This window comes from Dehalococcoides mccartyi CG5 (genome assembly GCF_000830885.1).
Classification (GTDB): Bacteria; Chloroflexota; Dehalococcoidia; order Dehalococcoidales; family Dehalococcoidaceae; genus Dehalococcoides; species Dehalococcoides mccartyi_B.
The window spans coordinates 1,276,325-1,289,789 of the sequence record NZ_CP006951.1 but is presented as its reverse complement, the minus strand read 5'-3'; the positions used below and the strand labels follow the sequence as shown (position 1 = coordinate 1,289,789).

The window sequence follows — 13,465 nt, the reverse complement described above, 5'->3', positions numbered from 1 at the left end:
AGTTTGGCTGAAAGGCGTTGTGCGGTAAAAGTATCAAACTTTTACTTGGACAGGAAATAGCCTACCCCGTGCATATTCATAATATGCTTTGGGGCATAGGTATCCGCCTCAAGTTTTCGCCTCAGGTTGTATACATGTACCTTTATGCTGTTAATTACTTCAGGGTAATGCCCCCCCGAAATCAGTTCAGATAGCCTTGAATAAGTTACTATCCCAGGGGCATCCTTGATAAGCTCATGCATAATCTGGCTTTCAATGGTGGTCAGGATTACAGTTTTCTGGTTTATAAATAACAGCCTTTTAAAATAGTCCAGTTTAAAAGGCCCCCATTCTATCAGGGCATCTTTGTTGGTAGTTATGGGGCGGCGGAGTATGCACCGTATTCGGGCAAGCAACTCCATTTGGCGGAAGGGTTTTATAATATATTCGTTTGCCCCAAGCTCCAGTGCCTCCACTACATCTGATTCTTCTGCCCGTACGGTCAAAATAATAATGGGAGTATCACAGAAAAGCCGGGCATCCTTCAGTACTTCCAGCCCGTCCATATCCGGCAGGCTCAGGTCAAGGATAATCAGATTTGGTGACTGTTCTTCAATTATCTTTAAACCGTTCTCCCCGCGTGAGGCACTAAGCAGGGTTGCATCCGGCCAGCATATTTTAAGTGCAAAAGATATTGCCTGGACTATTTTGTAATCATCTTCAATAATCAGTATCTTCATTTGGCTTTTGGCCTCAGCGGTATGGAAAAAGTAAAGGCACTTCCTTCGCCAACCTTGCTTTTCACTGTTATTTCACCTTCGTGCAGGTCAATAATCATCTTGGACAAAGCCAAGCCGATACCCAAACCTGAGGGAGTGCCTTTTTTATGGCTTCGCGAATACAGGTGGAACAAAGCCCCTATCTCCTCCGGACTCATGCCCTTGCCGTTATCTTTCACTTCAACTTCCAGATTGTTGTGGTTAATTCCGGCGGTCAATGAAATATTGCCTCCCCACGGGGTGTATTTTGCTGCATTATCCAACAAATTCAAAATTACCTGCTTAAGGCGTTTGTAATCGGCTACTACAACAGGCAACGGGTTTTGTATGCTGATAGTCAGTTTTTGGGAATTTGATTCAAATACGGGGTTCATTATCTCATCAATGTCTTTAAGTAATTCATAAATATTCAGGGGTTCACATTCCAGCCGAAGCAGACCAACCTCACCCCGTGCAATATCCAGCAACTCGTCTATACGCAGATTAAGGTCTTGTATACCGGCGTACAGGCACTTCATATAGCTTAGGTTAGGTTCCTCTGCCAGGTTTTTGCTGAGCAGTTCAGAGGTGGCCAGCATAGATGTCAGCGGGGTTTTCAGTTCATGCACCAGAGCCCTCGTAAAGGTAATCCGCTGGCTTATTTCATTTTCCAGAGTTTCCCTTAGTTGTTTTTCCCGCTCTAAAGACTCCTTAAGTTCCTGCTCATTTTTCTTCCTGATAGTGATATCCCTGATAACCGAGATTATCATGGTATCCCCGCCTAGGTAGATTAGTTTGTGATTTATTTCAACCGGGATACTCTCCCCGTTTTTATTTCTATGGGCTATTTCCAGAACTTCATGCCCCTTGGCAACTAAATTACTGACTATTTCCGGTCCACGGAGTGCCGTTTCCTGTGAATCAATATCCAGATTTGTCTTCCCGATTAGCTCCTCATATTTGTATCCGAAGTGCTTGCAGGCGGCAGTATTGGCTTCTGTAATTATTATGGGGTCATTCGTATTGGAGAATTTGAACAGGAGTATGGCATCGTTGGCCCAGTTAAAAAGCTCGCGGTATTTCAGCCGCTCTTTTTTAAGAGTGTAATTGCACTGCTTTAACTTAACTAATTCGTCTTTTAATTCGTCTATTTCCACTCAGGTTCTCTCGTACGGCTGTTATTCTATTATACTGCCAAAATGAGAGATATAACCAGATAACAACCATTGATGCCAAGATTGGCAATAGTTAAGAATACTTAATTAAGCCTTATATTAACTTTACTTTAAGCTTCAGAGATTTACCGTTTGGTTTACTAAGGGTATTTATAATATTCAGATATCCTTGAATAACATTAAGGAGGAGCAGACGAGACCAAAATCCATGTAGCTGTTTGGAACGCCTGAAATATTTGCAGGAAAGGAAAGAATTATGGGTAAATTTCACAGTAGCCTGAGCCGAAGAGACTTCATGAAGGGATTAGGATTGGCAGGTGCCGGTATAGGTGCAGTTGCCGCCGCCGCTCCTGTTTTCCATGACCTTGACGAAGTAGCCTCGGCAGATTCATCTGTCAACAAACGGCCCTGGTGGGTGAGAGAGGTTGACAAGCCAACCATAGAAATAGACTGGAGTAAAACGTCCTCACTGCCGTTTCCCCAGGAAGGTTGTCATCTTCCCCCGCTGTTAGCTGAATTTGTGGGATGGGACAGGGTAAATTCCGCTATGGCTCAGGGTGTAGCCGCTCTTAACGCAGGGGCAAAAAAGACCGGCTCTAAAGAAGCCATTTCCCTGCTGGATACCTCCATGCAGGAAGCTGCCTGGCCTCATTTTATAGCCCACGCCGGCTGGAGAGAACCTGTATATCCGGCTTTGGAAGGGGCAGCCCCCATACCGGAGCTGGTAGGTCAAACCTATACCCATGAAAGTTTTGGAGTGCCCCGCTGGGAAAGCACCCCTGAAGAGAACTTTGCCTTGCTCAAATCCGCCATGAGGTTTTTCGGTGCCGGCCAGATTGCATCTATAGAACTGGATGCTAATGTAAAAAGCATGTTCTACCCTGTAGATGCCAGCCGCATGTTCTTTAACGGCCCGCCCATGGCCTATGGTTTTGAAGATTGCGATAACGGTTATGTAACTGATACCCACTTTATTATCCCCAACAAAGCCCGCTGGGTGGTTACTTACACTACCCCCATGCCCAAAGAAATGTATCGCACTGCACCTTCAGGTGTTTGTTATGCCGCCAATATGAGCCGCTACCGTCTCAATCAGGAAACCATGGCCTGTGTCCAGAAATTCCTGCTTGGGTTGGGTTATCAGGGTTTGCAGTCTGCCCCCTGGCCTAACGGCATTTGTCCTTCACCGGCTGTGGCTACTTTGTCCGGTCTGGGCGAAATGGATAGAATTAACCAGTGCGTTATTCCTGAAGAAGGCGCGGTAGTCGGCATTTATAAATTTATTACCGACCTTCCTTTGCCTGTCAGCAAACCCATAGATTTCGGCGCTTTCCGCTTCTGCCATAGCTGCCGAAAGTGTGCGGATACCTGCCCGGCCAAGGCCATATCATTTGAAGAAGAGCCTACATGGGAACCAGCTGGTCCTTGGAGCACCGGTGGTAAAAAGGCTTACTACAAGAATGAACCTGAGTGCAAGCTGTATCAACATAGCACCGGGGCTACCTGCCAGATATGTACCGGCGTTTGTGTATTTAACGTAAATACCAAAGCCATGATACATGAAATTGTTAAATCCACCCTTTCCACCACCGGCATTTTCAACAGCTTCCTCTGGAAAGCTGACGTTGCTTTTGGCTACGGCCATCATGACGCGGCCGAATGGTGGGATCTTGACCTGCCCAGATACGGCTTTGATACCACTATGGGTGTCAGAGACGGCGGGTACGGAAAGTAAGAATTAGGAGATAGTGATATGTGGTTTATCATAGGTATATTGGTTGGTGCCCTGGTATTGGGGCTAGTTTGGCTGATGAAACGAAACAATTTCAGCCTTGCCTGGTACGAGTGGCTGATTGGTGCAATCGGGGCACTCATGCTCCTTTTCACCGTCCAGAACTACTTCGGCAGTCTGGCAGAGGTAGAGCCTAAAGCGGCTTATATGTTTCTGCTGGTAGTAGGCTTGCCGGGACTTGTCCTGCTGGCTTTAGCCTGGCAGCTGGCCGCCCGAAGGGTAAAGAAAGCCTAAACCTCAGGTAATACAAGGGGGGAGACTTAAATCCCCCCCCTTGTCATCTTCTTTAATCTGATAGACTGGGTTAAATGTATTTAAACGGGGTCAGGGTTTTAGTGTGTTTGTGGGTTAAGGGCAAGGTGTGATTCCGTAATTTAGTGAGTGTTTTTGATAACTCCACTTTTTCTTCTCTGGTTATACTGGCCATCATTTGCTTGTACACTCTGTTGGAAATTTCCAGAGCTTGATAGAAAGTATCAACAGCCTTTTCGGAAAGTTTTATGCGCACCATGTGTTTTTTGTCTAAATCTTTGGTTTTGATAATTAGTCCGTCTTTTTCCATACGGCTGACAATGGCTGAAACTGAATGGGGTTCAAATACAATTCGTCTGGCCAGAGTATGAGGGGTGGATTCTCCGCCCAGACACATGAGTTCATGTAATATGGCAAACTTTTCGGTAGAGAGATTCAGGCTTTTTAATTCGCGTGTCCATGCCCGTTCAATTGAATGTTTAACCTGAGTAATGTTGACCCAAAGTAAATGTTCCAGTTCCAGAGTCTCAAATTCGTTCATCTTATTGCCTGTGTTATTAATTATTTACTGGATACCTGTTAGCATCTGTACGGCGTATATCTTAATCCCTCAAGCCGTTTTTGCCAAATCTCCGTACACACTATTGACAATACACAATCGGTATATTAGTCTATATGGACTAGTCCATATAGACTAATATACTAGTGAAAGAGGGTGATAGCAAGCTTAAATAAATATAAATTACAGCACCAGCGGTAGTCCGATAGAATTCGAAAGGGGAAATCTATGAAAGAGTTTCATTCCACACTCTCGCGACGTGATTTTATGAAAAGCCTTGGGGTAGTCGGAGCAGGTTTGGGTACTATGAGCGCTGCTGCCCCTGTTTTCCACGATTTGGATGAGGTCACGTCTTCAACCCTTGGTATCAATAAAAATCCCTGGTGGGTAAAGGAAAGGGATTTCAAGAATCCTACAGTTCCTATAGACTGGTCAAAAGTTACCCGTCAGCCGGGTGTATTTCAGGGTCTGCCCAGACCCACTGTAGCTGATTTCACAAAAGCCGGCGTTGTCGGCGGTACTTCCACTGACCTTGAAACCCCTGAAATGGCCCTGACTCTTTATGATGCCATGGCCAAGGAGTTTCCGGGCTGGACTCCGGGCTATGCCGGTATGGGAGATACCCGAACCACCGCCCTGTGCAATGCTTCCAAATTTATGATGTTCGGTGCCTGGCCCGGCAATATGGAAATGGGTGGCAAGAGGGTTAATGTTATCGGCGCTATTATGGCGGCCGGCGGCAGCCCTACCTTTACTCCGTGGTTGGGGCCTCAGCTGGATACTACTACCCGTCCCCAGGATTTCGGGGCTCCGGTCTGGCAGGGTACTCCCGAAGAAAACCTTAAAACCTGCCGCTCTGCCTTCAGATTCTTTGGCGGCTCGGATGTGGGTGCTATTGAAATTGACGACGATGTTCTTAAATTTATCCATTCCCAGATTGGCGGTAAAGCTGTAGTCGTTGAAGACGTAGAGGAAGCTTATGAGACCGCAACCAAGATGGTTATCCCCCGCAAGTGCAAGTGGATACTTATGTGGAGCGCCAGACAGTCACTCGAAGCTACCAGACGCCAGGCAGGCATAACCGAAAGTCATGCCGTTTGGTATTCATATTCCCGCTTCCCCAAGGTAGGTGCCCAGTTCCAGGAATTTATCCGCGGTTTGGGTTATCAGGCCTTGAATCCGGGCATGATGGGCTTTTTGGCTAATCCTTTAGCAGCTTTAGCCGGTATGGGCGAACATGGCCGCATGTCTTCACCCACCATCACTCCCAAATACGGCACAACTAACCGGGCTATGTGGGCGTTAATCACCGACCTGCCCTTGCTGCCCACTCCGCCCATAGACTTTGGTGCCTACAAATTCTGCAAGACCTGCGGTATTTGTGCGGACTCCTGCCCCTTCAACCTGATTCAGAAGGGTGATCCCACCTGGGAAAACCCGGCTTCAGCCAAGTCCGGCATTCAGCAGGGCACATTTGAGGGCTGGCGAACCAATACCGCAGATTGTCCTCACTGCCCCACCTGTCAGGGCACTTGCCCCTTCAACAGCAAACCGGATTCATTCCTGCATGCTGTGGTTAAGGGCACAGTTGCCAATACCCCGCTTTTAAATAGCTTCTTTACAAATATGGAAAAAGCTATGGATTACGGGCGGAAAGACCCCGAAGAGTGGTGGGATATGGATGACTTCACCTACGGTATTGACACCAGTTACTAATAGCTTAAGGAATTGGAGGTAGGAAGCATGTTTTTCGTAGGACTGGCAGTAGCAGTCGCCTTGACTCTGTTTGTTGTCTGGCTTATCCGCCAGCAACTGGCTATAAAGTGGTACGAATGGATTATCGGGTTTTTGGCAGTGGCTTCACTCTTTGCCACCGTCCAGCATTATTTCAGTTCGCTTGAAGAAAACGAACCGACTTCAGCCTGGATGGGAGCCCTGATATTCGGTATCATTTTTCTGATACTGGCTGCGCTTGATTGGCAGCTTATCATCCGTCACAAAAAAGTAGCCTAGTACCGGCTGCATTATCGGTGTCTGACAGGGGAGGTTTAACCTCCCCTGTTTTTTTCTCTAAATCTTTTTAACCTGTTGTATCAAGCCGTATTGCCTGTATTAATCTGGACATTCTAAAAGCGGATATTCATATGTGGCGGCTGGTTTTGACATTTAATAGTTAAGCATATAAAATATTAAGTAACTAAACAATACAGGAGGTAAAATGATAAGGCAAAAAGTTATTGAAGACATTCATAATGACATGTGCCTTATAAAGCACAATATGTTCTCAGTTGCCCATACTGCAGGAGACGTTTTGGCGCTTGGCCATACTCAGCTAATGGTACTGAGAGCAGTAGAAAAAAATAAAGGCACAGGCATCAAGGACTTAGCCAACCTACTCAATATCAGTCCCAGTGCAGTTACCCAAATCGTAGACGGTTTGGTAGAGAAAGGGCTGCTCACTAGAGAGATGGATTTAAAAGACCGACGGGCTATCTCACTCAGCCTTACGGCGGAGGCATCGGGAAGGATAGTGGAAATAAAGAAACAGACTACATTAAAAATAGTCGCAGCCTTTGATGCCCTGAACGATGATGAGTTGGCTATGTTTGCGCTATTAAATAAAAAACTGGCAGAAAAGATTACAGGAAACTAGGGAGACAAATCATTAGTGAAAAAGGGTAATAAACTATTTATTCTTTTGGGCGTCATACTGTCAATGATGCTGGCTTCGCTGGACCAGACCATTGTGGCTACAGCTATGCCCAAAATAGCCACTGAACTTAACGGTCTTTCTCATCTAAGCTGGGTTTTTACCGCTTATATGTTAAGCTCTACAGTCACAGTACCCATTTACGGCAAACTTTCTGATATCTTCGGGCGGAGGCCGCTCTACCTGATAGGTATCGGTATTTTCCTTCTGGGCTCTGTGCTCTCCGGTCTGGCTCAGGATATGACCCAGCTTATCCTCTTCCGCGGCTTGCAGGGTATCGGCGGCGGTGCCATGATGGTTAACTCCATGGCACTTATCGGTGATATATTCTCCCCGGCCGAACGGGGTAAATGGCAGGGTGTGCTGGGCGGTGTCTTTGGTCTTACCGCGGTAGCCGGTCCTTTGCTGGGCGGCTGGATAACCGATGCCTTCAGCTGGCACTGGATTTTCTATATAAATATCCCGGTTGGCATTGCCACCATGGTAGTGCTGGCTATGGCTATTCCTCCTATAAAGCACAAAATCAAAGACCGCTCTATAGACTTTCTGGGTGGTGCCCTATTGATTGTAGGGTTGGTGCCCCTGCTTCTGGCCTTTGTCTGGGGCGGCAGCCAATATGCCTGGAACTCAGTGCAGATATTAGGGCTGTTTGGCATTGCCCTGATCGCTCTTTTCAGCTTTGTCATGGTGGAGCGCAGGGTAAAAGAACCGGTGCTTTCAATGGGGTTATTTAAAACCCGCATATTTTCAGTTTCGGCTATAACCTTGTTCCTTACATCTATGGGCATGTTCGGGGCACTTTTATACATCACGGTCTTTGCTCAGGGAGTAATTGGTGTATCCGCTACTTCTTCAGGTCTTATACTTGCTCCCATGATGCTTTCAATGGTCGTTTCTTCAGCTATAAGCGGACAGATAATCTCCCGTACCGGCAACTACAAAAAGCTGGCGGTCGGGGGTGTGGCTCTGGCAACTGTTGCCATGTTTGTCTTTTCATTTGTAGGTATAAATACTACCAATACCCAGCTGGTAATGTGCATGATACTGCTCGGTTTGGGTTTGGGTGTTACCATGCCTATATTTACCATTGCCGTACAGAATGCTTTCAGCCACAAGCAGTTAGGTGAAGTAACGGCCGGCACCCAGCTCTTCAGGAGTATAGGCGGTACTGTCGGCGGTGCTCTGCTGGGCGGCGTTATGAATGCCAAACTGGCCTCCCAGCTGACTGATATTGCCAATGAACCCTTTGTGGAGCTTATGGGTCAACTTAATCCTACCGGTATTCCTACCGCTATAGACGGCAATACAATACAGGCATTTTTATCAACCGATGGCCAAACTCAAATATATCAGCTTATCAGTCAGGCTCCGGCGGCCATTCAAGACCAGCTAACCGTTTCGTTTGACCATTTGCTGGTAACTTTGAAGACTGCGTTCAGCAATTCCATAGATCAGGTCTATCTTATCGGGGCAATGCTGATGTTTGTTGCTCTGGTGGTGGTATTCTTTATGCCTCAGATAACCCTTCGGAAGACTAACCACCCGCCCCTTGAAGAGGCTGGAGTGGGTTTGGAAATTCAGCTGGGACAATCTGACAAAAATAATGAACCTCGCTTGTAGTTCGGTTTTACCATAACAAGTTCAGGTTAAGCTGCTTCGGGTTTCAGATAATTTAAAGAGGGGGATTAGTTCCCCCCCTTTATTTTCAGGTGATGGCGGTATCTTGCATGTTCCCTTAAATTTTTACAGACGGTTTCGGTTCTTTTGGATATAATAAAGGGGTGAAAACTTTACTGATTTTCCCGCCCCAGTGGATTCCTTACCAGCCGTATCTCAGCCTGCCTTCACTTACGGCCTATCTGAAGGAACACGGCGTAGATACAGTTCAGTATGACTTCAATCTTGAAGCTTACAAGGTCTTCTTTTCAGAGGAATACTTAAGAAGTCTGAAGTCAGGCCTGAATGCCGAATTTAAACGTCTTGATTCTTCACGGAGCTTGTCCCCGGTTGATCAGCAATACTACAATGACCTCTTTATAGCTAATACATCTCTGGAGAGGGTGGCAGGCGGGATTTCACAGGCTAAAAAAGTCTTTCATGATAAAAATCGCTATTATGACCCTGACACACTCGCACAGGCTCGGGAAACTTTAAATCAGGCCATGGCCATAATCTCTACTGCCCACTTCCCTACCCGGGTAGACCTGAGCTCTTTTGAGATGGGTGCTTACCTGCGGTCTTACCGGGATATAAAAGACAGTACCGCGGATAATGAACAGAACCCCTATATCAAACTTTGCCGGGAAAAACTGCTGCCTTTCGTGGCTGAATGCCGCCCGGATATTATCGGCATTTCTGTTGCCGGTGACAGCCAGCTACTTCCGGCACTTACTTTAGCCTGTCAGCTCAAATCGGCAAACCCCCAAGTGCATATAGTAATCGGAGGGTATATTGTCAGTCTGCTAGCGGATGTAATAGCCCGTCATGAAGAGCTTTTTAAGCTTTTCTTTGACAGTGCGGTGGTTAATGAGGGTGAACAACCCCTGCTGGAGTTGGCAAATTGCCTTGGGGACGGGCGAAGCCTTTCCGAAGTACCAAACCTTATTTATTTGGATGGTCATATACAGGTAAACAAGACCAAACCTTCCTTGAAAATAAATTCCCTGCCCACTCCCTGCTTTGATGGTCTGAATCTGAAGGATTATCTTTCACCGGAGCCGGTTCTGCCCCTGCTTGGGTCCCGCGGGTGTTATTGGGGCAAGTGTGCTTTCTGCTCCCATAACGAAGCGTATGGGTGGCACTACCAGAAACGGGAGGCTGCCAAAATTGCGGAGGATATGCGGTCACTTTCAGTAAGGCACAAGGTTGATAAATTTGCTTTTGCGGACGAAGGGCTGGCCCCCAGTTTGGCAGACGCATTATCAGATGAACTCATCAAGGGTGGAATACAGGTCAGTTGCTCTGTAAATGTCAGGCTGGAATCCCGCTTCACCCCGGAACTATGCCTAAAAATGCGCAAGGCCGGGTTCAGGGTATTATTTCTGGGGCTTGAGTCCGGTTGTAACCGGGTGCTTGAGCATATGGAAAAAGGCACAACCAGAGAGATTGCCGTGCAGGTCTGCCGTAATATTTACCGGGCAGATATCTGGAATCACCTTTACGTATTTCTGGGTTTTCCGACTGAAAGTGAGGCTGAGGCTGGTGAAACGATTGACTTTCTGGCGGACAACAGGGATATTATCCGCTCTTTCAATATAGACTATTTCAGTTTGGGCAAAGGCTCGGCTGTGGCCAGATTGCCTGAAAAATACGGTGTGAGCGGGATAATAGAAAGTAAAACAGCAGACGAGTTTAAACTCTCCCGCAGTTATAAAACAGTTTCGGGCATTTCGCAGCCGGAAGCCCGTGAAATGAGTATCCGCAGCTGGACAGAGCTGATAAACAAACACCCCAGCCGGGATATCTTTAAAAGGCTTATGGTTGGAGACCTTTTGCTGTATGTGTCCCGTTACCCGCTTATAGAAGACCTGTTAAAAGCCGCCCAAATACCGCCGAAGGCAGAAACACATCAGGATTATCCAGTAAGCGCTTCGGGAGTTCCCCGTTTAGATAAACATTTAACGGTCGCTGTACTTAATTTTGACCTGTTGCAGATCAAGCAGAATATCAGCCGTAAACTTACCCTGCCTGCCACTCCAGTAAAAACCCCTGTAGTGTATGAGCCGGTTAAAAGCCGCTTGGTGAATGTTACCCTGACAGAGCTTGCCATACTGAGGCTGTGTGACGGCCAGCGGGATTTGGGGCAGATTACAGCTCAACTGGCTGCCGAATATAATGCCCCAAAGGATGTCATTGAAAAAGATTGCAGACGGTTTCTGCTGCGGATGCGGGAAATGCAGATTATATCATTCTGAAAATGCATCCGGAATAAACTTATGTAAACAAGCCGGTTCTGTCAGGGCAAATCCTCAGATTTCAACTTTGTATCGTATTCGTGAAAAATGCTCAAATCACGGTTGGCATCGGATGCTGATTCTGCCAGAGCTTTTACCGAATTGTTCATTACTTTCGTAAGCAAACTATAAAGCGTTTTTATTTCGTCATCAGACAGATTTTCAAAAAGCTTGCTTGTTCTGTCCAGACGGAATGCATCGGTTCTGGCATTCTCCCCTTTTTCAGTAAGGGTTACCCTTATCATATTCCGTCTGGCTAGGTTCTTGGTTAGGGCAATCAGGCCTTTGTCTTCCATCCGTTTTAATATTACCGAAATAGTGTGCGGTTCCCGCAGATATTCTTTGGCGATTTTGGCCGGGGTTATTATTTTGGTTTTCCCTTTGTGCAGGATATTCAGTATGCCCGCTTGTTCAGGCGTCAGGTCCTGTTCTGTCAGTTCCTTTCTTCTTACGTTGTAAGCGACAGCTCTTGCCTGCATTATGATACCCCAGATTTCAAAAGTGTTAAGCCTCGGAGTACGGGTCATGTCATTTTCCTAAGTTGTATTTTGCTGAAACTACTAGCAGGGTAATTAAACACCAAAATTAATACCTGATACAAATATTATACTCATTATTAATGGGCTAGCCAGAGGGAGTGAGTATTAAGTATACCGATAATATACTAAATGCCTAGTATATTAAGTATTTATACTAATTGACAGTGGTTATGGATGATAGTTAATATTCTATAACGAACATTCATTCCGAGTGAATAATCTTAGGAGGGTCAATGGGTAGATAGGGTTTTAGTTGATTAGTGAATTGCGAAAGAATATGCAATCCAGCTAAAGAGGAGGAGAAAAATGTCAAGATTTCATTCAATGGTAAGCCGGCGGGATTTCATGAAGGCTGTCGGACTGGCAGGTGCAGGTCTGGGGGCTTCTGCCGCAATTAGTCCGGTATTTCATGATGTTGATGAATTTATGTCGTCTCCGACTGCGGAATGGAAACGCCCCTGGTATGTTAAAAACCGTGAATTAGAAGACCCTACAGTTGAACTGGACTGGTCACTTATGTACCGCTCCGACGGTATCTGGACCGGTCAAAACAACCCCACCCAGGATTTCTTTTTGGGTGCGGAGGAAGGTGCAAAGCGTAGGGCAGCTGCGGCAGCTTACAGTGCCAACGCTGTAAAGACCAATCAAAGCGGTATGACTCTTAGAGACAGGGCTTTATCTTCCGGAAACTATATGTATCCCATCACTTTCATGGGACCTGCCTCCAGTACTACCCCTGAATCTCTGGGTGTCCCTAAATGGCAGGGTACTCCTGAGGAAAACAGCAAAATGATCAGGGCGGCCATGATTCATTTCGGAGCTGCACAAGTAGGTATGGCTGAGATTACTGACCGGGTGAAGACAAAGCTTGTAAGAGAATATGACAAAGACTTCACTCACAAGAAATATATGTTTGAAGATGTACCGAAAGGCTATGAAGGCACTGATAAGCTGGTATTTCCTGATAAAGTACCGCTTTATGACTTTGCTTTTACTCACCCATTAAACAAAGAGATGTTCCGTTCATCTCCCAGCTCTGATATAGGGAGTGCCGGAAACAGCCTGCGGTATAGCCAGTTCTCTATTATCCAGCCCCGTATTCAGATGTTTATGCAGGTTTTGGGTTACACCTGTTACGGTTATACCCGGCCATTTAACGGGGCTATTCCGACCATTGCCACTGCTACCCTTACCGGTTTGGGTGAGGGCGCACGCAACAATGGTGCTTTCATAAGCCCGGAGTTTGGTCCTTGCGTCGGTCTTTTCAGTCTGGTTACTGACCTGCCGCTTGAACCGACACCTCCCATTGATGCCGGTATGTGGCGCTTCTGCCAGACCTGCACCAAGTGTGCCGATGAATGTCCCGCCCAGTGTATTTCCTTTGAGCATGAACCAACTTGGGACGTGCCCAAGATTTACGGCAAGGAAGATACCACCCATATACCGGGACGTAAACAGTTCTGGACGGACGGTATTGCCTGCTGGTCGTATAAAGCCACTATCGGTGGTTGCGGTGCCTGTATGGGTACCTGTACCTTCAATACTGATATTGCCAATATTCATACGATTGTCAGGGCAACCCTGTCAACTACTCCTGTATTTAACAGCTTCCTGTGGCAGGCAGATAAATTCTTCGGCTATGGTGTACACGAAGACAAAGAGGCCTGGTGGGATATGTCACAACCAACACTTGGCTTTGACACTGCGCATGTTACAGTCGGCAAAGATTACTAAAACGCAAGGGAGGA

General features: G+C 46.6%; 12 protein-coding genes. 8 read left to right on the top strand and 4 right to left on the bottom strand.

Annotated features, from left to right (window positions below):
• Nucleotides 1-41: 41 nt before the first annotated feature.
• On the bottom strand, nt 42-719 hold the full coding sequence (locus X794_RS06805; RefSeq protein WP_015408028.1) for a response regulator transcription factor: 678 nt from the start codon (nt 717-719) through the stop codon (nt 42-44).
• Complete coding sequence (locus tag X794_RS06800; RefSeq protein WP_011309986.1) at nt 716-1,894, bottom strand: PAS domain-containing sensor histidine kinase; 1,179 nt, start codon at nt 1,892-1,894, stop codon at nt 716-718. The genes X794_RS06805 and X794_RS06800 overlap by 4 nt, the downstream gene beginning before the upstream one ends.
• Before the next feature lie 274 nt (nt 1,895-2,168).
• Between X794_RS06800 and X794_RS06795 the strand changes: the two genes are divergently transcribed.
• Complete coding sequence (locus X794_RS06795) at nt 2,169-3,647, top strand: reductive dehalogenase (RefSeq protein ID WP_015408026.1); 1,479 nt, start codon at nt 2,169-2,171, stop codon at nt 3,645-3,647.
• Nucleotides 3,648-3,665: 18 nt separating this feature from the next.
• Entirely contained in the window at nt 3,666-3,938 is a 273-nt protein-coding gene (locus X794_RS06790) for a hypothetical protein (RefSeq protein ID WP_015408025.1), read from the top strand.
• Between the two features lie 70 nt (nt 3,939-4,008).
• Here the strand turns inward: X794_RS06790 and X794_RS06785 are convergent, their stop codons facing one another.
• Nucleotides 4,009-4,497: a MarR family winged helix-turn-helix transcriptional regulator gene (locus tag X794_RS06785; RefSeq protein ID WP_015408024.1), complete on the bottom strand. Its 489-nt coding sequence runs from the start codon at nt 4,495-4,497 to the stop codon at nt 4,009-4,011.
• A 246-nt stretch (nt 4,498-4,743) separates the two neighbouring features.
• Here X794_RS06785 and X794_RS06780 point away from each other — a divergent pair, with 246 nt between their 5' ends.
• The 5 genes from X794_RS06780 to X794_RS06760 all read left to right on the top strand — a co-directional run bounded on the left by X794_RS06780 (nt 4,744) and on the right by X794_RS06760 (nt 11,139).
• Nucleotides 4,744-6,231 (top strand): reductive dehalogenase, encoded by a 1,488-nt coding sequence (locus X794_RS06780; protein ID WP_041344597.1) that lies wholly within the window; start codon nt 4,744-4,746, stop codon nt 6,229-6,231.
• Between the two features lie 27 nt (nt 6,232-6,258).
• Nucleotides 6,259-6,528, top strand: a complete 270-nt coding sequence (locus tag X794_RS06775; RefSeq protein WP_012984544.1) for a hypothetical protein — start codon at nt 6,259-6,261, stop codon at nt 6,526-6,528.
• A 205-nt stretch (nt 6,529-6,733) separates the two neighbouring features.
• On the top strand, nt 6,734-7,168 hold the full coding sequence (locus X794_RS06770) for a MarR family winged helix-turn-helix transcriptional regulator (RefSeq protein WP_011309980.1): 435 nt from the start codon (nt 6,734-6,736) through the stop codon (nt 7,166-7,168).
• Nucleotides 7,169-7,183: 15 nt separating this feature from the next.
• Nucleotides 7,184-8,845 (top strand): MDR family MFS transporter, encoded by a 1,662-nt coding sequence (locus X794_RS06765; protein WP_034375942.1) that lies wholly within the window; start codon nt 7,184-7,186, stop codon nt 8,843-8,845.
• Nucleotides 8,846-9,006: 161 nt separating this feature from the next.
• On the top strand, nt 9,007-11,139 hold the full coding sequence (locus tag X794_RS06760; RefSeq protein ID WP_041344596.1) for a B12-binding domain-containing radical SAM protein: 2,133 nt from the start codon (nt 9,007-9,009) through the stop codon (nt 11,137-11,139).
• 41 nt (nt 11,140-11,180) lie between these two features.
• On the opposite strand, the gene X794_RS06755 is transcribed toward X794_RS06760, so the two are convergent.
• Complete coding sequence (locus tag X794_RS06755) at nt 11,181-11,705, bottom strand: MarR family winged helix-turn-helix transcriptional regulator (protein ID WP_015408020.1); 525 nt, start codon at nt 11,703-11,705, stop codon at nt 11,181-11,183.
• A gap of 318 nt (nt 11,706-12,023) precedes the next feature.
• Here X794_RS06755 and X794_RS06750 point away from each other — a divergent pair, with 318 nt between their 5' ends.
• A complete protein-coding gene (locus X794_RS06750) occupies nt 12,024-13,451 on the top strand; it encodes a reductive dehalogenase (protein WP_034375937.1) in 1,428 nt (475 codons plus the stop codon).
• Nucleotides 13,452-13,465: the final 14 nt, after the last annotated feature.